Below are 25,030 nucleotides of genomic sequence, written 5' to 3' on the forward strand. Positions count from 1 at the left end.
CGACTGCGGTGGGGGATGGACCGGGCGCGTCCCGTCGCCGTACGGGAGGCGCGGGTGCGCAGGGCCGGTGCTCGACCGGCCCGTCACCACCTGCCGGCGGCTGGGCCGGCGGGGTGGGACGCGGCCGGCGTCGGACGGACGCCGGCCGCGCCGGGGGTCACTTCTTGAGGTAGATGGTCAGGTCCGACATGTTGCGGTAGCTGAGCGCCGCGAAGTCCAGCGACTGGGCCCGGTTGGCGGTGCCGCCGGGGGCGGTGTCCATCTCCCAGTTGGCGTGGTGGAAGTCCCGCTCGCCGATGGTCTGGAAGAACTGCTGGAAGTTGATGTCGCCCTCGCCGAGCGGGGTCATCTGGTGACCGTTGGGCACGCTGGTGTCCCGGTCGCCGTCCTTGGCGTGGAAGAGCGGGAACCGGGTGGTCCGGTCGGCCACGTTGAGGATCGGGTCGAACAGGTCGGTCACCTCGTGTCCGGCCGGGTCGACGTACTTCTGGTGCTTGTAGCGGGCCACGTAGCCCCAGTAGATGTCGAACTCGAAGAAGACGTACCGGGGGTCGGTCCTGCCGAAGAAGTACTCCAGCCGCCGGATGCCCGACGAGCGGGTCGGGCGGCCCTGCGCGTCCAGCGGCCCGGAGTCGAGCAGGAAGCTGTACGCGACGTCGTGGTTGTGCGTGTAGAGGCGCATGCCCCGGGCGTGCGCCTGCCGGCCCAGCTCGTTCCAGGTGTCGGCGGCGGCGTCCCAGTCGGCCTTGTACGCGCTGTTGGTCGGGTCGCTTCCGGTGCCGATGTTCTTCATGCCGAGTTCCTCGGCGATGTCCAGCTGCTGCTGGAACGTGGCCGCCTGGATCGAGGCGTGCGTGCCGTTGGCGACCAGGCCGTTGTCGTCGAGGATCTTGCGAATCTCGGTCGGGGTGATCTGCCGGCCCAGGATCTCGGTGTTCTGGGTGTAGCCGGCGAACTCGATCTCCTTGTACCCGATCTCGGCGAGCCGGGCGAGGACACGCTCGAAGCCGTACGGCACGCCGCTGTCGTCGGGGGCGGCGGTGATCCGGTCCCGGACGCTGTAGAGGATGATGCCGCGGTTCTTCGACGGAATCAGCGGCTCGACCCGCAGCTTGCTCTTGCCCTTGTCCTTGGGGTGGGCGAGCGCGGGGGTGCCGGTGGCGAGGACCGGCAGGCCGGCGGCGCCGAGCGCGGCGGCGGCTCCGGCCGACGCGGCAAGCAGGGAGCGGCGGCTGAGCCGACCGGCAGATGAGGCGTTGGGTGCGGTGTGATCTGGCATTGTTCCACCTTTCGCGACGGTGGTGGCCGTCGATGACGATCAGCAGAGGTGCGACGAGGGGTCAGGTCGCGGGCGCCGCCGAGCGCCCGATCCGCGTCCCGGTGAAGCCGAGGGCGTGCCCGGGTACCGCGAGTCGAAGGGGCAGTTTCCACGCCGTCGCTGCGGCGTGGTGGTGCGGGACGCCGGTCCCGTCCATGGACACGATCGGCTTGAATGTTCCGAGCGCGTTACATCTTGGAGACAGACACTAACGTCGGTCGAAGCCAAAAGAAAGCATCGATCCGCACGAACTTTTGTTTGTTTAAGCGAAAGTAACCGATGATCGTCAATATGCGCGTCGGGTCCGATGACGCTGGCTACGCTCGTCGTGACCGAGGGACGAAGGAGTCGTGCATGGTCCTGACCGGACGCACACCGTCCCGCAGGCTGGCCGCCGCCCTCACGGTGCTGAGCTGCGCCGTCACGCTGACCGCCGCCGGGTGCACGGGCGACGACGACGGCGGGTTCCGACCCGGCGCCGCGGACGTCGGCGACCCGTACGTGCCGGGCCATGGCAACGGCGGTTACGACGTCACGCACTACGGGCTGGACGTCCGCTACGACCCGAAGACCGACCGGCTCACCGGTCGGGCGACCATCACGGCGACGGCCACCCAGGATCTGTCCCGGTTCAACCTGGACCTGGTCGGCCTGGACGTCGGCGCGGTCACCGTCGCCGACGAGCGCGCCAAGCACCGCCGCGATGACGGCGAGCTGGTGGTCACCCCGCGCGACCGGCTTCCGCGCGGCCGGACCTTCACCGTGGCGGTCGACTACGCGGGAGTGCCCACCGCCGTGACCGACGGCGAGCTGGGCAGCGGCGGCTTCCTGCACACCGACGACGGGGCGATCGCTCTCGGTCAGCCCGACTCCGCGGCCACCTGGTTCCCGGTCAACGACCACCCGTCGGACAAGGCCAGCTACGACATCGCGGTGACCGTCCCGGACGGACTGTCCGCGCTGAGCAACGGGGTGCCCGGGCCGAAGAGCAGCGCCGACGGGTGGACCACCTGGCGCTGGTCGGAGCGCACCCCGATGGCGAGCTACCTGAGCACCCTCGTGATCGGAAACTATCGGGTGGTCAACGGCGAGCACGCCGGACGACCGCTGGTCACCGCGGTCGCGGCGAGCCTGCCGGCGAACGGTGGGGCGGCCGGCTCCCTGGCCCGCACCGGCGAGATCGTGGACTTCCTGGCCAGCCGCTTCGGCCCGTACCCGTTCGACTCGTACGGCGGGATCGTGGTCGCCGACGACCGGATCGGGTACGCGTTGGAGACCCAGTCCCGGCCGGTCTACGGGCCCGCCTTCTTCACCGACGACCATCCCAACCCCGGCGTGGTGGCACACGAGCTGGCCCACCAGTGGTTCGGCGACAGCGTTTCCCTGCACCGGTGGAGCGACATCTGGCTCAACGAGGGCTTCGCCAGCTACGCCGAGTGGCTGTGGGAGGAGCACGACGGCGGTCGGACCGCGCAGCGCAACTTCGAGCTGCAGTACGCGTCGACCGACTGGTCCCAGCCGTCGGTCGAGCCGGGACGGGAGCGGATGTTCGGCACCGCCGTCTACAAGCGCGGCGCGCTCGCCGTGCACGCGCTGCGCCGGACTGTCGGTGACGACACCTTCTTCCGCATCCTGCGTACCTGGACCACCGAGCGGGCGGGCGGCACCGCCACCACCTCGGACTTCGTGGCGCTGGCCGAGCGGGTGGCCGACCGGCAGCTACGGCCGCTCCTCGACGCGTGGCTGGTGGGCGGAGCGGCACCGACCCTGCCGTGACGACCTCGTGATCATCTGTCGATAGGCTGCCGCCTGCGATCAGGCAGGAGCGCCGGTCGCGCGGGGTGGCCAGGCCCCCCGCACCGGGTGTACGGGGAGGGTTCGTGATGCGGGGAACGCGGCGCAGGCTGCGGGTGGGTGCCGGTCTGCTGGTGACCGGGGCGCTCGTGCTGTCCGGATGCGACTCGTCCACGAAGGAGGCTGCGGCCCCGACGCCGAGCGCGTCCCCGACGCCGTCGCGGACCTTCACCGCCGGGGCGGCCGGGCTCGGGGACGCGTACTTCCCGACGTACGGCAACGGCGGGTACGACGTCGGGAAGTACACCGTGAAGGTGCGCTACGACCCGGCGAAGGACCGGCTGACCGGTACGGCAACCGTGCAGGCCACGGCGACGGCGGACCTGTCGACGTTCAACCTCGACCTGGCCGGTCTGACCGTCAAGACGGTCACCGTGGACGGCGCGCCGGCCACCTACACCCGGGACAAGAACGAGCTGGTGATCAAGCCGGCGGCCGGCCTGATCACGGGCAACGGTTTCGTCGCGGAGATCGTGTACGAGGGGGTGCCGAAGCCGCTGAAGAACGAGGTGCTCGGCGAGGGCGGGTTCCTGCACACTGCCGACGGCGCGATCGCGCTGGGCCAGCCGGAGTCGGCGAGCACCTGGTTCCCGGTCAACGACCACCCGTCCGACAAGGCCGCGTACGACTTCGAGGTCACCGTCCCGCAGGGCCTGACCGCCGTCAGCAACGGCGTGCCGGGCGGCAACACCACCAAGGACGGCTGGACCACCTGGAAGTGGTCGGAGAAGTCGCCCATGGCCAGCTACCTGAGCACCGTGGTGATCGGCAAGTTCCGGATCACCACCGGCCAGCACAAGGGGAAGCCGGTCTACAGCGCCGTCACCACCAAGGTGGCCAAGGGCGCGTCGGACGCGTCGATCGCGCAGACCGTCAAGGTGGCCGACTACCTGGAGAGCGTCTTCGGGCCGTATCCGTTCGACGCGTACGGCGGTGTGGTCGTCTCGGACAGCCGGATCGGGTACGCGCTGGAGACGCAGAGCCGCCCGGTCTACTCCGCCGGCTTCTTCCGGCGTGGCGAGAACACCGAGGTGGTCGCCCACGAGCTGGCCCACCAGTGGTTCGGCGACAGCGTGGCGCTGGCCAAGTGGGAGGACATCTGGCTCAACGAGGGCTTCGCGACGTACGCGGAGTGGCTGTGGGCCGAGCACACCAAGCAGTACACCGCGAAGCAGGCGTTCGACATCCGCTACGAGCGGGTGCCGGCCGCGGTGTGGAAGACCCCGCCGGGCAAGCCGGGGGTGAAGGACCTGTTCAGCGAGTCGGTCTATCAGCGTGGCGGGATGACCCTGCACGCGCTGCGGGTGGCCGTCGGCGACAAGGCGTTCTTCCAGATCGTCAAGACCTGGGCGGCGGAGAAGCGCAACGGGACCGCCACCACCGCCGAGTTCGTGGCCCTCGCCGAGCGGATCTCCGGCAAGCAGCTCGACGCTCTCTTCGAGGCGTGGCTCAACGGCACCAAGAAGCCCGCCCAGCCCAAGAAGCTCTAGGAAGGTGTGCCGGGGGCCTCGGTCGAGCCGAGGGCCCCGGGGCGCGGGTCAGGTCTTGACGACCAGCTTGGGGTGGGCCGCGAGGTACGCGTCCGCGCGTCCGGCCCGGAGTTCGGTGATGAACTTCCGGCCCTCGCTGGTGAGTTGTTCGCCCTGGTAGGCGCTGCCCTTGCCGACACCTGAGCCGGGCAGGCCGACCAGGACGAACTTGTTCTCCGGCACCCCGCTGAGCGCGTACGCCAGGTCGACGATCCGGTTGCCGCCCACGTAGATCAGGGTGTCGCCCAGCGCGGCGACCACCTGGTCGACGCGCTCCGGCTGCCGGGCCAGGCCCTCATCGAGGATCTTGCGGGTCAGCGCTCGGACGAGCTGCTGCTGGTGGCGCTGGCGGGCGTAGTCGCCGCCGGTGATGTAGCGCTGCCGCGCGTAGTCCAGGGCCTGCCACCCGTTGAGGTGCTGCTCGCCCTTCTCGTAGACCTGCTGCGGCCCGGTGTACCCGCCGGGGGCGCTGTCCCGGTACTTGCCGTCCGGCTTGCGGTGCAGGGAGGCGACCCGCTGGTCGACGTAGATGTCCACCCCGCCGAGGGCGTTCACCAGCCGGTCGAACCCGGCGAAGGTGAGCACCGCCCCGGCGTCGATCCGCAGCCCGGTGTATCCGCTCACCGTGCTGCGCAGCAGCTCGTACCCCTGGGCGGTGCTCGGCTGCTTGGGCTTGCCGGGCACCCGGCTGCCGAAGCTCATCGAGTGGGTGAGCTTGGTCTTGCCACCCTTGTAGCCGGCCTTCGGGAACGCCGGAATGTCCACCAGCAGGTCGCGGGGGAGCGAGAAGAGGTACGCCCGGCCCAGCCCCTTCGGCACGTGCAGCACCAGCACGGCATCGGAGTGCGGCTCCCAGCCGGGAACGCTGACCCGGGTGTCCACCCCGACGAGCAGCAGCGTCAGCGGGCCGGTGATTTTCGCGCCCGGAGGCGGGCCGCTCGGGCTGGGCGTGGGGGTGGGCGTGCCGACCGACGACGGGCTCGGCGAGCCGGCCACCGGAGTGCCGGCGGGCGAGTCGCCGCCGGTCAGGCGGGTGATCACCACAGTGCCGCCAGCGATCAGCGCGACGACGGCGAGGGCGGCCAGCCCGAGCACCAGCCACCGCCGGCGCGGCTCCATCGACCCCAAGATCATCTTCGTTTCCTTCCACCCGTATCCGGCACAACGCTCCGACGGGTGCTCCGGGTTGCGGCCGGAAGGCGCCGGGTCGGTCGGCCGGTGCATGATCGCGCGAAAACTGCCGCTGGCGCGAGCGCTACTGACGGGTAATGATGCGTCCATGCGGTACGACGTGGTCGTCATCGGGTCCGGCTTCGGCGGCAGCGTCACGGCGCTCCGCCTGGCCGAGAAGGGTTACTCGGTAGGCGTCCTGGAGGCCGGCCGCCGCTTCGCCGACGACGAGTTCCCGCAGACGTCCTGGCGGGCCCGCCGCTTCCTGTGGGCACCGAAGCTGGGCTGCTACGGCATCCAGCGGCTCACCCTGCTCCGCCCCGCCGAGCGGGGATCTGGCGGCGGCGTGCTCGTGCTCTCCGGCGCGGGGGTGGGCGGTGGCTCGCTCGTCTACGCGAACACCCTCTACGAGCCGCTGCCGGCGTTCTACACCGACCCGCAGTGGCGCGACATCACCGACTGGCGCGACGAGCTGGCCCGCCACTTCGACCAGGCGAAGCGGATGCTCGGCGTCACCACGTACCCGATGGACACCGGCGCGGACCGCGCCATGCGGGCGGTGGCCGACCGGATGGGGGTGGGCCACACCTTCCACGCCACCCCCGTCGGCGTGCACATCGGCCGCCCCGGCCAGCGCGTCGCCGACCCGTACTTCGGTGGCGTCGGCCCGGAGCGCACCGGCTGCCTGCACTGCGGCTCGTGCATGACCGGCTGCCGGCACGGGGCCAAGAACACGTTGGTCAAGAACTACCTGTGGCTCGCCGAGCGGCTGGGCGCCACCGTGCACCCGCTGACCACGGTGACGGCCGTCCGGCCGGCCGCCGACGGCGGGTACGAGGTGCACACCGAGCGCACCGGCGCCTGGCTGCGCCGACGGCGGCAGGTGATCCACGCCGACCAGGTGGTCTTCGCCGCCGGGGCGCTCGGCACCCAACGGCTGCTGCACGGCATGAAGACCGACGGCGCCCTGCCGCGGCTCTCACCCCGCCTCGGTGAGCTGACCCGGACCAACTCGGAGGCGATCCTGGGCGCCTCGGTGGACCACCGGCGGGCCCGGTCCGAGCGTCTGGACTTCACCGAGGGGGTGGCGATCACCAGCTCGTTCCACCCGGACCCGCAGACCCACATCGAGCCGGTCCGCTACGGGCGCGGCTCCAACGCCATGGGGCTGCTCCAGTCGCTGCTTGTCGACGGCGGCCCGCACCGGGTTCGGCGCTGGCTGGGCAGCATCGTCCGGCAGCCGGGGCTGGCCGCCCGGATGCTGTCCGTGCGCGGCTGGTCGGAGCGGACGGTGATCGCCCTGGTGATGCAGTCGGTGGACAACTCGCTGACCACCCGCTGGCGGCGCGGCGTGTTCGGTCGCCGGCTGGTCACCGCGCCCGGCCACGGCACCCCGAGCCCGACCTGGATCCCGGCCGGCAACACCGCGACCCGGCTGCTCGCCGAGGAGATCGGCGGTACGCCGGGCGGCTCGCTCACCGAGCCGTTCGACATCCCGATCACCGCGCACATCCTGGGCGGCGCGGTGATCGGCGCCACCGAGGCCGACGGGGTGATCGACCCCTGGCACCGGGTGTACGGCCACCCGGGGCTGCACGTGGTGGACGGCGCGGCCGTCTCGGCGAACCTGGGCGTGAACCCGTCCCTGACGATCACCGCACAGGCGGAACGGGCGATGTCCTTCTGGCCCAACCGGGGAGAGCCGGACCCTCGGCCCCCGCTCGGAGATCCGTACCGGCGGCTGCCTCCCGTACCCCCGCTGCACCCGGCGGTGCCGGCGGACGCCCCCGGCGCGCTGAAACCCTGACCCCGGCGGGCTGTGACCCTGACCCCGGCGGGCGAGCCGGTGCCGGGGACGGCGGTGACTGTCGGTAGGCTTTGTGCACATGAGCCTGCCTCGCCCTGTCCTCGTGGTGGACTTCGGAGCCCAGTACGCCCAGCTCATCGCGCGCCGGGTCCGCGAGGCGAAGGTCTACTCCGAGATCGTGCCGCACTCGATGCCGGTCGCCGAGATGCTGGCGAAGAACCCGGCCGCGATCATCCTCTCCGGTGGTCCGGCCAGCGTGTACGCGCCGGACGCCCCGCAGATCGACGCCGGCGTGTTCACGGCCGACGTGCCGGTCTTCGGCATCTGCTACGGCTTCCAGGCGATGGCCCAGGCGCTGGGCGGCACCGTCGCGCGGACGGGCAACCGCGAGTACGGCGGCACGCCGCTGCGCCCCCGCCTCCTCGAGCCGGGTGTGCTGCTGCGCGACCTGCCGGCGGACCTGCCGGTCTGGATGAGCCACGGCGACTGCGTCACCGAGGCCCCCGAGGGCTTCACGGTCACCGCCGAGTCGGCGGGCGCGCCGGTGGCGGCCTTCGAGGACGTGGCCGGGCGTCGGGCCGGCGTGCAGTTCCACCCGGAGGTCGGGCACACGGCGCACGGTCAGGAGATGCTGACCCGCTTCCTGTACGACATCGCCGGCATCGAGCCGACCTGGACGCCCGAGAACATCATCGACGAGCAGGTCGCCCGGATCCGCGCCCAGGTCGGTGACAAGGAGGTCATCTGCGGCCTCTCCGGCGGGGTGGACTCGGCGGTCGCCGCCGCGCTGGTGCACAGGGCGGTCGGTGACCAGCTCACCTGCGTGTTCGTCGACCACGGTCTGCTGCGGGCGGGCGAGGCCGAGCAGGTCGAGAAGGACTACGTGGCGGCCACCGGCATCAAGCTGAAGGTGGTCGACGCCGCCGACCGGTTCCTCGGCGCGCTGGCCGGGGTGACCGATCCGGAGCAGAAGCGCAAGATCATTGGCCGGGAGTTCATCCGGGTCTTCGAGGCCGCCGCCCGCGAGATCGCCTCGCACGGCGACGTGGAGTTCCTGGTCCAGGGCACCCTCTACCCGGACGTGGTGGAGTCCGGCGGCGGCACCGGCACCGCCAACATCAAGAGTCACCACAACGTCGGCGGCCTGCCGGAGGACCTGAAGTTCGCCCTGGTCGAGCCGCTGCGCACCCTGTTCAAGGACGAGGTCCGGGCGCTCGGCCTCCAGCTGGGCCTGCCCGAGGCGATGGTCTGGCGGCACCCGTTCCCCGGCCCCGGCCTGGCCATCCGGATCATCGGCGCCGTCGACCGCGAGCGCCTCGACCTGCTGCGCCGCGCCGATCTGATCGCCCGCGAGGAGCTGACCGCCGCGGGCCTGGACCGGGGTGTCTGGCAGTTCCCCGTGGTCCTGCTCGCCGACGTGCGCAGCGTCGGCGTGCAGGGTGACGGGCGCAGCTACGGGCATCCCGTGGTGCTGCGCCCGGTCTCCAGCGAGGACGCGATGACCGCCGACTGGTCCCGGCTGCCCTACGACGTGGTGGCCCGGATCTCCACCCGGATCACCAACGAGGTCGCCGAGGTCAACCGTGTGGTGCTGGACGTGACCAGCAAGCCGCCGGGCACCATCGAGTGGGAGTGACCGCGGCTCACGCGGCCGGCGGCGTGTGGGACGGGGTCGTCGGCGGGTAGGGCGGCGTCGGCGCGTACCCCGGCTGCGGTCCGCCGGGCGCGGGCCCGGCGGTGGGCTGCGGCGCGGCGCCCGCCGGGTGCGGCCAGGCCGGCGCGCCGGTGGGCTCCTCGGGCATCAGGAACCACATGATGGGGTACGCGAACAGCGCGAGCCCGCCGGTGAGCAGGCCGGTGACCGCGAAGGCCACGCGGACCACTGTGGGGTCGACGTTGAAGTAGCGGCCGAGGCCGCTGGCGACCCCCGCCACCATGCGGTCGGTGGTGGGTCGCCGGAGCTGCTTGTACGGGGCGTGCGGAGCGGCGGTGGATGTCATGTCTCCACGGTCCGCGCCGGTGCCCGGCCCGCCCTCGGTGACCGCCCGGATCCTTACCCTGACCGATCCCTGAGCGGGTAGCAAAGAGTCAGGAATCCGACTCTTTTCCGTCCCGGTAACCCGTCCCGGGGAGAATTTGGTCCCGTGACCACCTTGCTGGAGCCGCTTCGCAGGATCGCGGCATACGCAGTTTGTGCTGATTCAGACGGCCGAGTGTTGCTGGTCCGCGCATCGGAGCGCTCCGGCACCCCGGGCACCTGGTCGCTGCCGGGCGGAGCGGTCGACCACGGTGAGGACCCGAACCACACAGTCGTCCGCGAGACCGCCGCCGAGACGGGCCTCTCGGTCGCCGTCTCGGGCCTGGCCGACGTGCTCGCCGACATGCGGGCGCTGCCCGAGCGCGGCATCACCATCCACACCGACCGGCTGATCTACCGGGTGGCGGTGCGGGGCGGCACCCTCGCCGACCGGGTCGGCGAACGCCCCACCGACCTGGCCCGGTGGTACACGCTCGACGAGGCCCGCGAGTTGCCGCTGCGCTCGTTCACGGCCCGCGCCCTCGGCCTGCCCGCCTCCTCGGCCGACGTGGTGCCCGACGAGGTGCCCGAGTTCCCCTCCTTCTACGCGGTGCCCGGCCCGGACGGGCTGCACCGGGCGCAGCGCTTCGCCGCGTACGCCGTGTGCACCGACCCGGCCGGTCGGGTGCTGCTCACCCGGATCTCCGACGGCTACCCGGGCGCCGGCTGCTGGCACCTGCCCGGCGGCGGCACCGACTACGGCGAGCAGCCCGGCGCGGCGCTCATCCGGGAGCTGGTGGAGGAGACCGGCCAGTCCGGCCGCCTCGTCGAGCTGCTGGGTGTGGCGAGCCACCGCGACGCCGCCTCGCTCGGCCCGGAGGGCTACCCGATCGACTGGCACGGCGTCCGCGCCTTCTACCGGGTCGTCGTCGACGAGCCCAACGCGCCGACGATCACCGACGTCGGTGGCTCCACCTGCGAGGCCCGTTGGTTCGCCCGCGAGGAACTGGGCGCCCTCCCGACCGACCGCCTGACCGAGGTGACCGCAGAAGCAGTCCAAGCAGCCCAACTAACCTAACCCCCACCCCACCCCACCCCGCCCCCGGCCTCCCTCGTCGCGGCGATCATGAAGTTATTGTCGGGACACGCCGGGATGGACGGCGATAACTTCATGATCACCGGCCTGAAGGCGGGTGCGGGGGAGCGGGGGCCTGGTTGTGGAGCTGGTGCGGCGGGTTGCGGCTTATGGTCTGTTGTCGGCCTCGGGGCGAGTTCTGGTTGTTCGGGGGGCTGTGGGGGCGGTGTGGTCGCTGCCTGGGGGGCCGGTCGCGCACGCCGAGCATCCTGAGCGTGCGGCCGTGCGCGCGGTGGGCGAGCAGACCGGGCTGACCGTGTCGGTGGGCCGGTTGCGGGCCGTGGTCGCTGACGTCAGCACCCTCGCGCAGGACGGCGTCTCGCTGCACACCGACCGGTTGCTGTTCGAGATGACCGTTGACGGCGATGCGCCGGGCGACACCGGAGACGGCACGATCGAGGCCCGCTGGGTCAGCCCAGAGGACGCGGCCCGGCTGCCGTTGACGCCGTTCAGCGCCGAACTGCTCGGACTGCCGGTCACCCCGCTCCCGGCCGACGCGCACCCGTCCGCCGAGCCGCTCCCGCCGCCGCACCCGGATCGCCGGCTGCGCTTCGGGGCGTACGGGCTGGTCACCGACCCGGCCGGGCGGGTCCTGCTCACCCAGATCGCCGACGGCTATCCCGGGGCCGGCAAGTGGCACCTGCCCGGCGGTGGCACCGATCACGGCGAGCAGCCGACCACCGGGCTGCTCCGTGAGCTGGTCGAGGAGGGCGGTCAGGTGGGCCGGGTGGTGGAGCTGCTCGGCGTGGACAACCTGCACAACCCGGCCGCGCTCGGCCCGGAGGGCCGTCCGCTGGACTGGCACGGCGTTCGGGTGATCTATCGGGTGCTCGTGGACGTACCCACTGACGCGGTGGTGACCGAGTCCGCCGGTGGCTCGACCGCCCGGGCGGGCTGGTTCACCATCGCCGAGACAGCTGACCTGCTGCTGACCGGCATCGCTGCCTCGGCAATCGGACAGCTGGGTCGATAGCACCCGGCTCGGCGAGCCGAGATGGTGACCCTCCGGTACAGTCAGAGACGGGAATGGTGGAGGAAACGGGCGATGAGGCCCGGGATGGGAATAACAAAGCGGTTCGCGCGGTTTGCACCAGATATAAGTACCGCCGGCAGCTATCGCCAAGCCACGTTCCCCTATGCGATGGTGTACTCCGCAAAACGGCTGCCGGGCCACGCAAGGTCCGGCACGAGACAGCCGGACATCCGCCCCAAACGGCGGCAAGCCGATCCGGTGATGGAGGAAACGTGCCGAGAGCCCCATGGCGCCGGCGTCGTACGACTGACAGTCCGCGCCCCGCAGGGCGTCGCTGGGCGGGCCCGTTGCGCCGCAGCAGCACGTTCGCCCGCCAGGTGCTGCTGGTCCGGGTGGGTCGCCGTGACGGCGACCTGCGGACCACCGACGTGACACTGCCCGAGCACCGGTACGCCGACCGCCAGCGCCGCCGTTACGGCCTGGACCGGCTCGGCCGTCCGCCGCTCGCCGCCACTCGCGCCGAGATCGAGGCGGTCATGCCGGTCAGCCCGGCGCTGCCGCCGATGGCGCACGCCGACGAGGCGTCCCGGTCGATCCCACTGCTGCCCGGCGAGCACACCGTCGCCCGCCGGATGAAGTTCGGCCTGGTCAACGCCTGCACCCTGGCCAGCCTCATGCTCGGCATGCTGGCCATCTTCCTCGCCATGCAGGGCGAGGTGCGCATCGCCGCCCTCTGCCTGATCGCCTGCGTCGGCTTCGACGGCCTCGACGGAGCGTTGGCTCGCCGGCTCGGCGTGGCCAGCCCGTTCGGTGCTCAGATGGACTCGCTGGCCGACATGTGTTCGTTCGGCCTCGCCGCGCCGGTGGTGGTCTACGCCTCGCTCGCCGGCTCCGTGTCGACGGCTGCGGCCGCGGTGGCCTGCGCCCTGGTCGCGGCGTGTGCGGCGATCCGGTTGGCCCGCTTCAACGTCTCGCCGAAGGACGGCCGCTTCTTCTGCGGTGTCCCCACCACCATGGCCGCGGCCGTGCTCGCCGTGACCGTGGCGATCGGCCTGCCGGTGCCCGGCCTGGTGCTGGTCGCCGGGGTGGCACTGCTCGCCTTCGCGATGGTGTCCAGCTTCCCGTACGCCAAGCTCGCGCGCCTGGTGAAGCTGCCGCCGTGGCTCTGGCTGGCCCCGGTGCTCGGCGCACTCGTCGACATCCGGCTCACGTTCGCCCTGATCGTGGTGGGCTACCTGGTCAGCGGGCCGGTGCTCTGGCTGCGCCAACGTCGTACCGCCTGATCCGACACACGACACACGAAAAGGGGCGCCGCGGACAGCGGCGCCCCTTTTTCGCGTCTTGGCGTCAGCGCCAGCGGGCGATGACTGTGGAGCCGCCGACCACCTTGTCGCCCGGCCCCACCAGCGGGTCCGCGGCCTCGGCCGGCAGGTAGACGTCGGTCCGCGAGCCGAACCGGATGAGCCCGAAGCGCTCCCCCTTCGCCAGCAGCGCGCCGATCGGCGCGCGCTGCACGATGCGGCGGGCGATCAGGCCGGTCCGCTGCGCGACCACCACCGTGCCACGGCTGGTGTCCAGGACGGTGTACGCGGCGACGTTGTGCTCGGCGTCCGGCTTCATCGCGTTGACGAAGCCGCCGTCGGCGACGAAGTAGTCCACCACCTTGCCGGCGACCGGAGCCCGGTTGACGTGCACGTCCAGCACGGAGAGGAAGACCGCGACGCGCAGCCACTCACCGTCGCCGAAACGCTCGTCGTGCAGGCGCTGCACCGACAGGACCTTGCCGTCCGCGCTGGCCACCACGGCGTTCGGGTCCTCCGGGACGTCCCGCTGGGGATCGCGGAAGAACGCGGCGACCGGCCCGGCGGCCAGCGCCGGCAGCAGCCACAACTTGGACGACGGACGCGCCACCCGGGCCAGCGCCGCCAGACCCAGTGTGATGCCCGCCGCGGCCACCCCGTTGGAGTCGATGTGCATTCCCCGGGTCAGCGGCACGCTCGACGGCCGGTACGCCGGGGCCAACCGGTCGGCCGTGGCCGGGCTGGCCGGGGTGAACCGGAGCCGGTAGACCCGTACCGGCGGTGTGTTCCGCAGCACCAGGTCCCCACCGACGCCGTAGAGGGCGTCCTGCCGGGCCAGCTCGCTGGCCGCGCCGGTCGTCCGGCCCGGCGTCGCGGTGGTCGCCACGCTCAGCACCCCGCCCTCGGTCAGGTACTTGGACAACCCGTCGATGCCGCTCCGGGTCTCCTCGGCGGTGCCGATGAACGCCTCGCCGGCGATGACCACGGCGGCGGCCTCGGCGTCGGCGAGCGAGTCGACCACGCGTACGCGGTCGGCGACCCACCGGCCCTGGGCGGTGACGTGCTCGCGGAGCACGGGGGCGCCGGACGAGTCGGCGGGCACCACGGTGAGCTGGTCACCGGGGAGCAACGCCTCGATGGCCGCGGCCAGCACCGCGGACTCCGGGCTCGCGCCGACCAACAGGGCGGCCTTCGGGTCGTTCATCCGGGCCAGCTCGGTGACGAGGGTACGGGCGGCTCGCTCGCCGATGCGGACCGGACCGGACCGGCCGGTGGTACGCACGGCGGGGGACTGCGTCATGTCGGGCGGGCTCCTGACGGGGTAGAGACGGGAATCGCGGCGGGGCCGCCATGGCGGGGACGGGCCGGCCGGCGGAGGCGAGATCTCCACCGGTCAGCATATGCGCCTGCCCGCGCCGGCCGCACCGCCGTGGAGGTGGTGCGGGCCGCCGCGGGCAGGTGGCCGGGTCAGGATTCCCGCCGTCGGCCCTCCCGCTCGTCCGCCGGATCGTCGCCGGTCGCCGTGCTCGGGTGGTCGGGCCGGGGCTGCTCGTCGGCCCCGTCGCCGGGCCGGTCGGAGACCGGCGCCGCCTGCGACTCCGACGCGACGTGCGCCAGCCAGGCGGGGTGGATGGCGTCCGCCGACGCCTCCGGTGCCCGGATCTCGGCGGTCGACGCCTCCGGCAGACGCATCTCGGCGGTCGGCGCCTCCGGTGCCCGCAGAGCCACGGTGGGTGCCTCTGGCGCCGGTCCCGGCAGGGGAGCGTCCCAGGTGGAGTGTTCGGCGGTCCAGGCCGGAAGGCCCGCGCCGGAGGTCGGGGCGGGCACCCCGGAGGTCGGCACGCCGGGCTCGGCGGCGCCCGTGACCGGCCCGGACGCCGAGGTCGGCGTGCCGGGCTGCTGGGCCGCGATGGTGGCCGGGTCGGCGACGTCGTTCGGCTCCGGGCGGCCGGAGCGGCCGGAGCGCAACGCGCCGACCAGACCGAAGATCCCGATCAGGATCAGCGCGCCGGCCAGGAACCAGCCGACCGGCGGCAGCGCCAGCCCGAGCAGTTGGGCGAGCAGCCACCAGGCCGACAACGCCAGGAACACCAGCCCGAAGGCGAACGAGAGCAGGTCCGTACGGTGAGCCTTCACCGGGTCACCTCCAGGTTGCCGGCATTGACGTGGATGTACAGGCGCAGCTTCCCGCCGCCGGGACCGTCCGCGCCCAGGTCGGTGGACTCCCGCAGGCGGCCGTCGATCCCGCCGGAACGGTTGCCGAAGATGGTGGCGTCGCCGGCGTTGACGTCGGCCACGGTGGTGACGTCCACGTTCGGCGGTACGACAACCGTCGCCTGCCCGAAGTTGATCGCGACGGTCACCTCGCTGTCCTGCTTCGTGAAGTCGATGCCCCGCAGGTCGAGCACGGCGTCACCGAAGCTGTTCTCGTACCGGTTGGCGAGGTCGCGGTAGTCGGTGGGCGCCCAGGTGACCGCGCCGTCCACGCCACGGATGCGGTCGTAGGACTCGGCGACCGTGGCGGTTCCCAGAGCCGCGGCGGTCACCAGGCCGAGCGCGATCAGCCAGCGGGCCCGCCCGAACCAGGTGCCGACCAGCAGCCCCAGCCCGATCGTGGCCAACGCGGCCGCGAAGTACGCCGAGGCGCCGACGGCGAAGACGTCCAGCAGGTCGAGCAGGGCGACCACGCCGAGGGCCAGGAAGATCAGCGAGAAGGTCACCGCGCCGAGCGGTGAACGCTCCCGGGGCCGCTTCGGCGGCTTCGGTGGTTTGGGCGGCGGATACGCGGCCGGGGCCGGCGCGGCGTACGGGCCGTGTGGCGCGAACGGTGGGCGGTACCCGCCCGGCGTCGCCGCGGTCGGGTAACCGGACGGACCGGCGGGCACTGCGGTCACCGGCGCCGACGGCCAGCCGGCGGTGGGGGTGACCTCGGTGGCCGTGCCGCTGCCCGGCCAGCCCTGCTCGGGTGCCGGCCAGGTGGCCTCCTGCGGCCCGGTCGTGGCGCCGGCCGGCTGCCCGGACACCGGCCCCGCCCCGGACGACAGCGCCGCCCCGGACACCGACTGCGCGCCGACGAACGGCTGCGTGGCGGTGGCCGGCTGGGTGCCGTGGACGGGCGCGGGTGCGCTCGGCGTCTCACCCGGCGCCGCGGCGGCGTACGCCGGAGCGCCACCGGCCAACGGCGCGGTCGCCAGCGGCCCGGTGGACGGCACCGCGCCGTACGTCGGAGCGGGCCAGGCGACCGGCGGGACCGGCCCGGGTGGCGTACCGGTCGGGTTGGGCGGCACCGGTCCACCCGGGGCGCCGGGCTGTGGTCCACGACTGTCCCGGTTGAGCAGCAACGCGCCGCCGATCAGGATGGCCGCGCCGAGCAGCACCGCGCGGAAGGCGTCGGTGACGATGTAGCCGAAGCTGGCCGCCACCAGGATGCCCAGCACGATCACGGTCACCGGGGACATGCTGGAACGGCCGCGCCCCAGCATCGACTCCACCGGGGATGCCGTGTCGCCCTCGTTCGGGATGATCAGCCAGGCGGCGACGTACACCAGGATGCCGATGCCGCCGAAGAACCCGAGCACCGCGAGCAGCACCCGCCAGAGCACCGGATCGGTGTTGGTGGCTCGTCCGATCGCCGCGCAGACCCCGGCCAGGTAACGGCCGTCGCGCGGTCGGACCAGCCCGTACCGCGAGGTGAAGCCGGTGCCGCCCAGCGGCCCCACGGACGGCCCCGGCCCACCGGGCCCTCCAGGCGTACCCGCGCCCCCGCCGGGCCCGTAGCCCGCACCGGTCGTACCGCCGCCGGGCCCGTAGCCCGCACCGGTCGTACCGGCGGGCCCGTAGCCTGCGCCCGGCGCGAAGCCGGCGCCGGGCGCGTAGCCCGCAGCGGGTCCCTGGCCCGTGCCGGGCGTGTAGCCGGCGCCGGGCGTGTAGCTCGCGCTCGGAGGCTCGTACGCGCCCGGCGTCGGTTCGGCGGTCGGGCCGGTGTCGGCGGGCGGGCCGAACGTGGTGGGCTCGGTCCAGCCGGCGGGGGTCCCGGCTGGTGCGGGCGGTGCTGAACCGCCCGGCTGTGCCGACCCGGGGCGGGGCGGCGGGGCAGCTTCCTCGGTCATGCCTCGATCCTGCTGCCCGCGTCGCCCGAACGACCTCAGGACCCGACCCTGACCCCACCCTGAGATCCGGGCGGCCGGAATGTCGGGGGCGTCCCCGTGGTCGGCGGACGCCGCAGCGTGTGACGATCGGACTCACCGACCTCCGGACAGCCCACCACCGTGACCAGGGAGCCTGCGATCAGCACCGTGACCCCGCCTCCGCGCCTGTACCGCGCCCCCGAGCATCGGATGGCCGCTGGCGTCGCCGCCGGTATCGCCGACCATCTCGGCATCTCGGTGCTGCGCGTGCGGGTCGCGTTCATGGTGCTGCTCGGGCTGAGCGGGCTCGGACTGCTGCTCTACGCGGCCTTCTGGGCGGTGGTGCCGCTGCGCCCCGGTGACACCGCGGTGCCGCCCCGGCGCGACGTGGCCCAGCTCCTGCCGTTCGTCGGGATCGGGCTCGGTGTCCTGCTGATCCAGGTGATGGTCTTCGACTCGGTCGGCGCGGCGGGCACCGCCGGTTGGCTGGTGGCCATCATCGCGGTCGGCGCCGGGGTCATCTGGCACCAGTCGGCGCCCGAGCGGCGACGGCGCTGGGGCGACACGATGCCGGTCCCGTGGCTCGGGGCGGTCGTCGAGGAGAGCGACCGGCGGGCCTTCGTCCTCCGGTTCATCGGCGGCGGGGTGCTGGTCGCGGTCGGCATCATCGGTGTCGCGGCGGTCTACTCGCCGGCACAGAACTTCGACGCGGTGATCAACGGGGTGATCTTCGCGCTGGTCGGGTTGGCCGGGGTCGGGGTGGTCACCGCGCCGGTGCTCTGGCGGACGTACAGCCAGCTCCGCGCGGAGCGCGAGGGGCGCATCCGCGAGCAGGAGCGGGCCGAGCTGGCCGCGATGGTGCACGACCAGGTGCTGCACACGCTGGCGCTGATCCAGCGCAACGCCAGCGACGTCAAGACGGTGCAGCGGCTGGCCCGGGGGCAGGAGCGTTCGCTGCGCAACTGGCTCTACAAGCCCACGGCGTCACCGAGCGAGCGCTTCGCGGCCGCCCTGGAGCAGGCCGCCGCCGAGGTCGAGGACACCTTCGCGATCACGGTGGAGACCGTGGTGGTGGGCGACCGGGAGACTGACGAGAAGGTCGGCGCGCTGGTCGCCGCCGCGCGGGAGGCGCTGGTGAACGCGGCCCGGCACGCCGGCGTGCAGACCGTGTCGCTCTACGCCGAGGTGGAGCCCGATCAGGTCAGCGTCTTCGTCCGGGACCGGGGCAAGGGCTTCGATCCGGATACGGTGGAGGACCACCGGCACGGCGTACGCGGTTCGATCATCGGACGGATGAAGCGGCACGGCGGACGGGCCGAGATCCGGTCCGGCCCGGGGGAGGGGACCGAGGTCCGGTTGATCCTGCCGATCTCCCGGGACTCGTCCGCAGCGGAGAGGAACAAATGACCATGGCCGAGCAGCCGATGGAGCACCTCGACCCGGCGACCAGCCGCCCGGAACGCCTGCGGGTTTTCCTGGTCGACGACCACGCGATGTTCCGTGCCGGGGTGCGTGCCGAGCTGGGCGCCCACGTCGAGGTGGTGGGTGAGGCGAGCACGGTGGCCGAGGCGGTCACCCGGATCGCCGCCACCGTTCCGGACGTGGTGCTGCTCGACGTACACATGCCCGACGGCGGTGGCCGCGCCGTGCTGGAGGCGATGCGGCGCAGCCATCCGCAGGTCAAGTTCCTGGCGCTGAGCGTCTCCGACGCGGCGGAGGACGTGATCGGGTTGATCCGGGCCGGCGCCCGGGGGTATGTCACCAAGACCATCTCCCCGGACGAGCTGACCGCGGCGATCCGTCGGGTCGCCGACGGTGACGCGGTGTTCAGCCCCCGGCTCGCCGGGTTCGTGCTGGACGCCTTCGCGGCCCGGCCGGACGCCCCGGTGGCCGACCCCGAGTTGGACCAGCTCACCAACCGGGAGCGGGAGGTGCTGCGCCTGCTCGCCCGGGGGTACGCGTACAAGGAGATCGCCAAGGAGCTGTTCATCTCCATCAAGACGGTGGAGACGCACGTGTCGAACGTGCTGCGCAAGCTCCAGATGTCCAACCGCTACGAACTGTCCCGCTGGGCGGCGGACCGCCGGCTCGTGTGATCTATTCCTCCGCCCCGGCATTTCGGGCAGATGCCACGGATGCCGCCGGGCGGGGCTGACAAACGATCACCCGTCGTCCCATACTGCCCCGGTCCCGTTTCCGCGCGTGGGTGTTGGCATCCCGCGGAGGCGGCGGCTTACGCGTGCCCGCGGTAGCGGGTCACCCCTGGGGGAGAGGTACACAATCTTGATGTTGGGACAACGAGGACGACACTGGGCGCGGGTCGCGTTGGCGGCCGTCGCCGGCGGCGCGCTGTCGCTCGGCGTGGCGGGTGCCGCAGCCGCTGCTCCGGCCACCGGTGTGGCCAAGGTGGTCGATGGCACCGAGGTCACCCTGAAGCTCGACGGCAAGACGCGCACCACGTCTGCGCTCGCTCTGAAGATCGACGGCAAGCTGGTGCCGGCGTTCTGCATCGACTACCACACCAGCGTGAAGCTCGACGGCAAGTACGAGGAGGGCAGCTGGGACGAGTCCGAGGTGCGGAACCTCGGCAAGGTCCAGTGGGTGCTCACCCACGGCTACCCGAACGCCGACTCCACCGCGCTTCTCGCCGCCGCCGGCGTGGAGACGAAGGTCGGTAAGAAGCAGCTGGAGACGCTGCTCTACTTCGGCACCCAGACCGCCGTCTGGCACTTCAGCGACGGCATCGAGCTGGGCGCCTGGGAGAAGGACCTGCAGGCCCGCAACCAGTACGAGGTGATCACGAAGGTCCGTGACTACCTCATCAAGAACGCCACCGACCAGCCGGAGCCGCGTGCCGAGCTGTCCGTCGACCCGGCCAGCGCCACCGCGACGGTCGGCGGCAAGGCCGGTCCGTTCACGGTGAAGGGCCCGGCGGGCGCCATCACCGTGGCGGCCACCGGCGGCACCGCCGTCGACGCCGAGGGCAAGCCGGTCACCACGACCACCAACGGCGGGCAGTTCTGGCTGGCCGCTGAGGCCGCTGGCGCGGTCAACGTGACCCTGACCGCGCAGGACTCGGTCTCCTTCGGCCGGGTGTTCCTGTTCACCGGCGCCAAGAAGGCGCAGAAGCTGATCCTCGGCGGCAGCACCGGCGCCACCGTCACCACCCAGGCGGCGGCCACCTTCACCGCCGTCCCCACGACGCCGCCGACCACCCCGACGGCGACCCCAAGCGCGTCGGCCTCGCCGACCACCCCGTCGGCCACGCCGTCGGACTCGGCGCAGCCGGCCAGCCCGGCCCCGTCCACCTCGCCGGCGAGCAACGGTGGCGGCCTGCCGCTGACCGGTTCGCCGATCGCGGCGGCGGCGACCGCCGGTCTGCTGCTGCTCGCCGCGGGTGCGGTGGCCGTCCTCCTGGTGCGTCGTCGCAAGGTCCGCTTCACCGCCTGATCCATCCCCGCCACACCACCGGCCCCGGCCCCGCCTCCAGGCGGCGCCGGGGCCGGTGTCGTCGCAGCCGCCGCGGTCGCTCTTCGGTGATCAGAAAACCGTCCGCGGCACCCTCGTCCACCCAGCCGGCCATGGTGCCCGTGCAGCCGACGTTGACCTCGTCCGGACGGGTAAAGAAAGTCGAGCCCGCGTTAGACGTCGGACCGCGTGGTCGTCAAGCGAAAAAGCTCACATAAGCCGAGCCTGAGCGGGGCGCGAGCGTCCCAGCAGGTCAGGTACTTCCAGGTCGGAGACACCTGGACTGACCGTTTTGTGATCATTTTTCAAGTATCGGCAACGTGGCGGACAACTAACGGCTTGATAACGGCACCTTCACGAAAGCGGCCAGTGGGTGTCACAGTGGCAGCACCTCACCCTCGGTGTGTGGCACTCCGCACGGCCCACGACCACGGCCTCCGCTGTTTTCCCGGCGGGTTCGTGGCTGTGCCGCCTGCGCAGAGTCGCGCCTCGTCGGGTGAGGGAGCCCGGCGGATCGGAACATCAGGGGTGTCCCCAACTTCCCTGTGGTCCCGGCGACCCCCGCCCCGGGGTGGTCGGGCGGTGTCACCCCCAAAACGTGCGTGAAACCCACGACGGAACCAGGTTAGAAAGAGGAGGCCCCTCGGAATGAGAGTCTCGAAGCGGGCGACGAGCGCGATCGCGCTCAGCGCGGCTGCCGCGCTTGTCGCGAGCGGTTGCTCGAGCGGTGACGGCGACGGCGACGCCGCCGCCAGCAAGGATGGCGCGATCGTCATCCACGGCGTCCAGCCGGAGAACCCGCTGGTTCCGTCGAACACCACGGAGACCGGCGGTGGCAAGGTCATCGACTGGCTGTGGACCGGCCTGGTCGAGTACCCCAACGACGGTGGGGCCCCGCGCAACGCGCTGGCCGAGTCCATCGACACCAAGGACTCCAAGGTCTTCACGATCAAGATCAAGAAGGGTACCAAGTTCCACGACGGTACCGAGGTGAAGGCGAAGAACTTCGTCGACGCCTGGAACTGGGCGGCGTACTCGCCGAACGGCGCGCAGAACGGCTCCTTCTTCTCGGACATCGCGGGCTTCGACAAGACCTACACCGAGGACCCGGACGGCCCGGACGGCCCGCAGAAGGCCCCGACCCCGACGGCCGACAAGCTCTCCGGCCTGAAGGTCATCGACGAGCAGACCTTCGAGGTCACCCTCGCCGCCCCGACCGCGGTCTTCCCGACCAAGCTCGGCTACAGCGCGTTCATGCCGCTGCCGGACGTGTTCTTCACCATGAAGCCCGAGGAGTTCGGCAAGAAGCCGATCGGCAACGGCCCGGTGAAGTTCGTGTCGTGGCAGGACAACGTCCTCATCAAGCTGACTCGTTTCGACGACTACAGCCTGCGCGACAAGATGAAGATCAAGGACGTCGACGTCAAGCTGTACCAGGACGAGACGGCGGCCTACGCCGATCTGCTGGCCAACAACCTTGACTTCATGGAGGTTGTCCCCACCTCGGCGCTCGCCGGCGACAAGTGGAAGACCGACCTCGGTGACCGTGGCCTGAACACCGTCACGCCGTCGACCGCGTTCATCGCGTTCCCGATCTACGACAAGCGCTTCCAGAACCCGAAGCTGCGTCGCGCGGTGTCGCTGTCGATCAACCGGCAGGAGATCTCGGACAAGATCTTCTTCGGTACCCGCAAGCCGGCCGACAGCTGGGCGAACCCGCTGACCCCGGGCGCCAAGCCGGGTAACTGCACCGCCTGCAAGTTCGACCCGACCACGGCCAGGCAGCTGCTGACCGAGGCCGGCGGCTTCACCGGTGAGATGGTCTTCTACTACAACTCGGACTCCAGCCACAAGGACTGGATGGACGCGGTTGCGCAGCAGGTCAAGACCAACCTCGGCATCGACGCGAGGGCCGAGGGCATCCCGACCTTCGCGGTGTTCCGCCAGAACATCAACGCCCACAAGATGGCCGGCCCGTACCGTGCCGCCTGGCAGCAGGACTACCCGGACGTGGAGAACTGGGTCAACCCGCTATACGTCAAGGGTGGCTCGTCCAACGACGGCCTGTACAGCAACCCCGAGGTCGACACCCTGGCCAAGCAGGCCAGCGCCGCGCCGAGCCTGGAGGCCTCGCACGAGGCGTTCGCCAAGGCCGTCGAGGTTGTCGACCAGGACGTCCCGAGCATCCCGGTCTACTTCTACGGCCAGCAGTCCGGCCACTCGGAGAAGATCAAGAAGCTCGAGCTGAACAACGTCGGCGAACTCGACATCACCTCGGTCGAGCTCTGATCCGAACGGTCTGACCCCGGGTCGGGCTCGCCACATCCGGTGAGCCCGACCCGGGGCCGTTCCGCGAGTGGGTGCCACAGCACTCCACTCGCCACGTTGTCACCACCGTGTCGGCCGTCCGACGCGCCCCCTGTCTGGAGGACCACCCCATGGGCCGTTATCTGTTGAGACGGCTGCTCCAACTCGTGCCGGTCTTCATCGGCTCGACCTTCCTGATCTACTGGCTCGTCTGGTCCGTCCCGGGCGACCCGTTCGCCGGCAAGTGCGGCGAGCGCCGCTGCCCGGACCAGTACGTCGCGTACATGACCGAGAAGTACCACCTGGACCAGAACGTCTTCGTGCAGTACGGCAACTACATGAAGAACCTGCTCCAGGGCGACTTCGGCCAGACGTTCTCGCAGCGCGACATCGGCGGCATCATCGCCACGGCGTACCCGAACACGCTCAAGCTGGCCCTGGTCGCGCTCGCCATCGAGGCCGTGATCGGCCTCGGCGCCGGCATCCTGACCGGTCTGCGCCGCAACGGCTTCCTGGACAACCTGGTCCTCGTCTCGACCCTCTTCCTGCTCGCGCTGCCGGTGTTCGTCGTCGGCTTCGTGCTGCAGTGGCTGCTGGGTGTGCAGTGGGGCATCGTCAAGCCGACCGTCTCGTCCGAGATGCGATTCTCCGAGCTGATCGTGCCGGGCTTCGTGCTCGGTAGCGCGTCGGTGGCGTACATCGCCCGGGTGGCCCGAACGAGCATCGCGGAGAACCGCCGTGCCGACTACGTGCGCACCGCCATCGCCAAGGGCCTGCCGATGCGCCGGGTCGTGGGTGTGCACCTGCTGCGCAACTCGCTCATTCCGGTCGTCACCCTGCTCGGCACCGACCTCGGCGCCCTGATGGGCGGCGCGATCGTCACCGAGGGCATCTTCGGCATCAACGGAATCGGCCGCGAGGTCTACCGCGCGATCGTCACCAAGGAAAGCGCTACCGTGGTTGGCATCGTGGTCGTACTGGTGGTCGTCTATCTGCTGATGAACCTGTTGGTCGACCTGCTCTACGCCGCCCTGGACCCGAGGATCCGTTATGAGTGACCCAAGCACCGCATCGATTGTCAGCACCCCTCCCGCACAGGTGACGGACACCCCGGCCACCTCCGGGCCGCAGGGCAACGAGAAGCCGCGTGGTCTGCTCGGTGACGCCTGGCGGGACCTGCGCCGTAAGCCGCTGTTCTGGATCTCGGCGACGATCATCGTCGTCTTCCTGTTGATGGCGGCCTTCCCGTCGCTGTTCGCCCCGGGCGACGCGGTCAACGGATCGCTGTCGCGCAGCCTCAACAAGGCGTCCGGCAACGCGTGGTTCGGGTACGACCTGCAGGGCCGGGACGTCTACGCCCGGGTCATCTACGGCGCGCGTGCCTCCATCGTGGTCGCCGTGCTCTCCGTGGTCGGCACCCTGCTGATCGGTGGTGCCATGGGCATCATCTCCGGATACCTCGGTGGCTGGGTCGACACGATTCTCAGCCGGGTCGCGGACGTGTTCTTCGGAGTGCCGTTCGTGCTCGGCGCGATCGTCATCCTGACCACGTTCAACGGTTCGGGCAGCAGCAACAGCAAGGCCGAGATCATGGGCCTGGTGATCATCTCGCTGATCGTGCTGAGCTGGCCGGTCGTGATGCGGTTGATGCGTTCCTCGGTGCTCTCCACCAAGGAGGCCGACTACATCGTGGCGGCGCGTGCGCTGGGTGCCGGCAGCGGCCGGATCATCCTCAAGCACCTGCTGCCGAACTGCCTGGCCCCACTGCTGGTCTACGGCACGATCATGGTCGGCTCGTTCATCGGCGCCGAGGCCACCCTGTCGTTCCTGGGTGTCGGCCTGAAGTCGCCGGTGGTGTCCTGGGGCATCATGATCAGCGAGGGTAAGGATTTCATCCGGGTCGCGCCGGGGCTCGTGTTCTTCCCCGCCGCATTCCTCGTCGCCGCGGTGCTGAGCTTCGTGATGCTCGGTGAAGCGGTCCGCGAGGCTCTCGATCCGAAACTCCGCTAGGGGAGATCCAGTGT

18 protein-coding genes and 1 pseudogene are annotated in these 25,030 nt (G+C 71.5%); 13 read left to right on the plus strand and 6 right to left on the minus strand.

Annotated features, from left to right (window positions below):
• Positions 1 to 157: 157 nt before the first annotated feature.
• Positions 158 to 1,279, minus strand: coding sequence for a sugar phosphate isomerase/epimerase (locus tag ABZT87_RS27645; protein WP_355139156.1), 1,122 nt, complete (start codon positions 1,277 to 1,279; stop codon positions 158 to 160).
• Positions 1,280 to 1,672: 393 nt separating this feature from the next.
• Here ABZT87_RS27645 and ABZT87_RS27650 point away from each other — a divergent pair, with 393 nt between their 5' ends.
• A complete protein-coding gene (locus ABZT87_RS27650) occupies positions 1,673 to 3,094 on the plus strand; it encodes a M1 family metallopeptidase (protein WP_354855358.1) in 1,422 nt (473 codons plus the stop codon).
• 107 nt (positions 3,095 to 3,201) lie between these two features.
• Positions 3,202 to 4,662, plus strand: coding sequence for a M1 family metallopeptidase (locus ABZT87_RS27655; protein ID WP_355139158.1), 1,461 nt, complete (start codon positions 3,202 to 3,204; stop codon positions 4,660 to 4,662).
• Between the two features lie 48 nt (positions 4,663 to 4,710).
• Here the strand turns inward: ABZT87_RS27655 and ABZT87_RS27660 are convergent, their stop codons facing one another.
• Positions 4,711 to 5,835, minus strand: a complete 1,125-nt coding sequence (locus tag ABZT87_RS27660) for an LCP family protein (protein ID WP_355068464.1) — start codon at positions 5,833 to 5,835, stop codon at positions 4,711 to 4,713.
• Between the two features lie 145 nt (positions 5,836 to 5,980).
• Between ABZT87_RS27660 and ABZT87_RS27665 the strand changes: the two genes are divergently transcribed.
• Positions 5,981 to 7,678 carry a GMC family oxidoreductase gene (locus ABZT87_RS27665; RefSeq protein ID WP_355139160.1) on the plus strand — a complete coding sequence of 566 codons (1,698 nt, stop codon included), beginning with the start codon at positions 5,981 to 5,983 and terminating at the stop codon, positions 7,676 to 7,678.
• Positions 7,679 to 7,757: 79 nt separating this feature from the next.
• A complete protein-coding gene (gene guaA / locus ABZT87_RS27670) occupies positions 7,758 to 9,314 on the plus strand; it encodes a glutamine-hydrolyzing GMP synthase (RefSeq protein WP_354855362.1) in 1,557 nt (518 codons plus the stop codon).
• Positions 9,315 to 9,321: 7 nt separating this feature from the next.
• On the opposite strand, the gene ABZT87_RS27675 is transcribed toward guaA, so the two are convergent.
• On the minus strand, positions 9,322 to 9,678 hold the full coding sequence (locus ABZT87_RS27675) for a PspC domain-containing protein (RefSeq protein ID WP_355139162.1): 357 nt from the start codon (positions 9,676 to 9,678) through the stop codon (positions 9,322 to 9,324).
• 144 nt (positions 9,679 to 9,822) lie between these two features.
• Here ABZT87_RS27675 and ABZT87_RS27680 point away from each other — a divergent pair, with 144 nt between their 5' ends.
• The 3 genes from ABZT87_RS27680 to ABZT87_RS27690 all read left to right on the plus strand — a co-directional run bounded on the left by ABZT87_RS27680 (position 9,823) and on the right by ABZT87_RS27690 (position 13,086).
• The gene (locus ABZT87_RS27680) at positions 9,823 to 10,773 is read left to right on the plus strand and encodes an NUDIX domain-containing protein (RefSeq protein WP_354855364.1); all 951 of its coding nucleotides are present in this window, start codon (positions 9,823 to 9,825) and stop codon (positions 10,771 to 10,773) included.
• 139 nt (positions 10,774 to 10,912) lie between these two features.
• Entirely contained in the window at positions 10,913 to 11,803 is an 891-nt protein-coding gene (locus ABZT87_RS27685; protein ID WP_354855365.1) for an NUDIX domain-containing protein, read from the plus strand.
• A gap of 347 nt (positions 11,804 to 12,150) precedes the next feature.
• The gene (locus tag ABZT87_RS27690; RefSeq protein WP_355139190.1) at positions 12,151 to 13,086 is read left to right on the plus strand and encodes a CDP-alcohol phosphatidyltransferase family protein; all 936 of its coding nucleotides are present in this window, start codon (positions 12,151 to 12,153) and stop codon (positions 13,084 to 13,086) included.
• A 64-nt stretch (positions 13,087 to 13,150) separates the two neighbouring features.
• Here ABZT87_RS27690 and ABZT87_RS27695 read toward each other — a convergent pair whose 3' ends face one another.
• The 3 genes and pseudogenes from ABZT87_RS27695 to ABZT87_RS27705 all read right to left on the minus strand — a co-directional run bounded on the left by ABZT87_RS27695 (position 13,151) and on the right by ABZT87_RS27705 (position 17,213).
• Positions 13,151 to 14,404 carry a phosphatidylserine decarboxylase gene (locus tag ABZT87_RS27695; RefSeq protein ID WP_354855367.1) on the minus strand — a complete coding sequence of 418 codons (1,254 nt, stop codon included), beginning with the start codon at positions 14,402 to 14,404 and terminating at the stop codon, positions 13,151 to 13,153.
• 650 nt (positions 14,405 to 15,054) lie between these two features.
• Positions 15,055 to 15,240, minus strand: a pseudogene (locus tag ABZT87_RS27700) (hypothetical protein); the annotation flags it as partial.
• Complete coding sequence (locus ABZT87_RS27705; RefSeq protein WP_355139164.1) at positions 15,237 to 17,213, minus strand: PspC domain-containing protein; 1,977 nt, start codon at positions 17,211 to 17,213, stop codon at positions 15,237 to 15,239. The gene ABZT87_RS27705 and the pseudogene ABZT87_RS27700, both read right to left, overlap by 4 nt.
• A gap of 159 nt (positions 17,214 to 17,372) precedes the next feature.
• Between ABZT87_RS27705 and ABZT87_RS27710 the strand changes: the two genes are divergently transcribed.
• The 6 genes from ABZT87_RS27710 to ABZT87_RS27735 all read left to right on the plus strand — a co-directional run bounded on the left by ABZT87_RS27710 (position 17,373) and on the right by ABZT87_RS27735 (position 25,016).
• On the plus strand, positions 17,373 to 18,638 hold the full coding sequence (locus ABZT87_RS27710) for a PspC domain-containing protein (RefSeq protein WP_354855369.1): 1,266 nt from the start codon (positions 17,373 to 17,375) through the stop codon (positions 18,636 to 18,638).
• A gap of 2 nt (positions 18,639 to 18,640) precedes the next feature.
• Positions 18,641 to 19,327 carry a response regulator transcription factor gene (locus ABZT87_RS27715; protein WP_354855393.1) on the plus strand — a complete coding sequence of 229 codons (687 nt, stop codon included), beginning with the start codon at positions 18,641 to 18,643 and terminating at the stop codon, positions 19,325 to 19,327.
• 190 nt (positions 19,328 to 19,517) lie between these two features.
• Complete coding sequence (locus ABZT87_RS27720; protein ID WP_355139166.1) at positions 19,518 to 20,681, plus strand: thioester domain-containing protein; 1,164 nt, start codon at positions 19,518 to 19,520, stop codon at positions 20,679 to 20,681.
• A gap of 666 nt (positions 20,682 to 21,347) precedes the next feature.
• Positions 21,348 to 22,988 carry an ABC transporter substrate-binding protein gene (locus tag ABZT87_RS27725; RefSeq protein ID WP_355139168.1) on the plus strand — a complete coding sequence of 547 codons (1,641 nt, stop codon included), beginning with the start codon at positions 21,348 to 21,350 and terminating at the stop codon, positions 22,986 to 22,988.
• Positions 22,989 to 23,137: 149 nt separating this feature from the next.
• The gene (locus ABZT87_RS27730; protein ID WP_354855372.1) at positions 23,138 to 24,064 is read left to right on the plus strand and encodes an ABC transporter permease; all 927 of its coding nucleotides are present in this window, start codon (positions 23,138 to 23,140) and stop codon (positions 24,062 to 24,064) included.
• Complete coding sequence (locus ABZT87_RS27735; protein ID WP_355139170.1) at positions 24,057 to 25,016, plus strand: ABC transporter permease; 960 nt, start codon at positions 24,057 to 24,059, stop codon at positions 25,014 to 25,016. Before ABZT87_RS27730 ends, ABZT87_RS27735 begins: the two co-directional genes overlap by 8 nt.
• The last annotated feature ends 14 nt before the right edge of the window (positions 25,017 to 25,030 follow it).

This window comes from Micromonospora sp. NPDC005237 (assembly GCF_040607775.1).
Taxonomy (GTDB): Bacteria; Actinomycetota; Actinomycetes; order Mycobacteriales; family Micromonosporaceae; genus Micromonospora.

Coding starts and splice junctions, on each gene's coding strand:
- ABZT87_RS27645 (WP_355139156.1), bottom strand. CDS start 1,279: ATGCCAGATCACACCGCACCCAACGCCTCATCTGCCGGTCGGCTCAGC.
- ABZT87_RS27650 (WP_354855358.1), top strand. CDS start 1,673: ATGGTCCTGACCGGACGCACACCGTCCCGCAGGCTGGCCGCCGCCCTC.
- ABZT87_RS27655 (WP_355139158.1), top strand. CDS start 3,202: ATGCGGGGAACGCGGCGCAGGCTGCGGGTGGGTGCCGGTCTGCTGGTG.
- ABZT87_RS27660 (WP_355068464.1), bottom strand. CDS start 5,835: ATGATCTTGGGGTCGATGGAGCCGCGCCGGCGGTGGCTGGTGCTCGGG.
- ABZT87_RS27665 (WP_355139160.1), top strand. CDS start 5,981: ATGCGGTACGACGTGGTCGTCATCGGGTCCGGCTTCGGCGGCAGCGTC.
- guaA (WP_354855362.1), top strand. CDS start 7,758: ATGAGCCTGCCTCGCCCTGTCCTCGTGGTGGACTTCGGAGCCCAGTAC.
- ABZT87_RS27675 (WP_355139162.1), bottom strand. CDS start 9,678: ATGACATCCACCGCCGCTCCGCACGCCCCGTACAAGCAGCTCCGGCGA.
- ABZT87_RS27695 (WP_354855367.1), bottom strand. CDS start 14,404: ATGACGCAGTCCCCCGCCGTGCGTACCACCGGCCGGTCCGGTCCGGTC.
- ABZT87_RS27705 (WP_355139164.1), bottom strand. CDS start 17,213: ATGACCGAGGAAGCTGCCCCGCCGCCCCGCCCCGGGTCGGCACAGCCG.
- ABZT87_RS27715 (WP_354855393.1), top strand. CDS start 18,641: ATGGCCGAGCAGCCGATGGAGCACCTCGACCCGGCGACCAGCCGCCCG.
- ABZT87_RS27720 (WP_355139166.1), top strand. CDS start 19,518: ATGTTGGGACAACGAGGACGACACTGGGCGCGGGTCGCGTTGGCGGCC.
- ABZT87_RS27725 (WP_355139168.1), top strand. CDS start 21,348: ATGAGAGTCTCGAAGCGGGCGACGAGCGCGATCGCGCTCAGCGCGGCT.
- ABZT87_RS27730 (WP_354855372.1), top strand. CDS start 23,138: ATGGGCCGTTATCTGTTGAGACGGCTGCTCCAACTCGTGCCGGTCTTC.
- ABZT87_RS27735 (WP_355139170.1), top strand. CDS start 24,057: ATGAGTGACCCAAGCACCGCATCGATTGTCAGCACCCCTCCCGCACAG.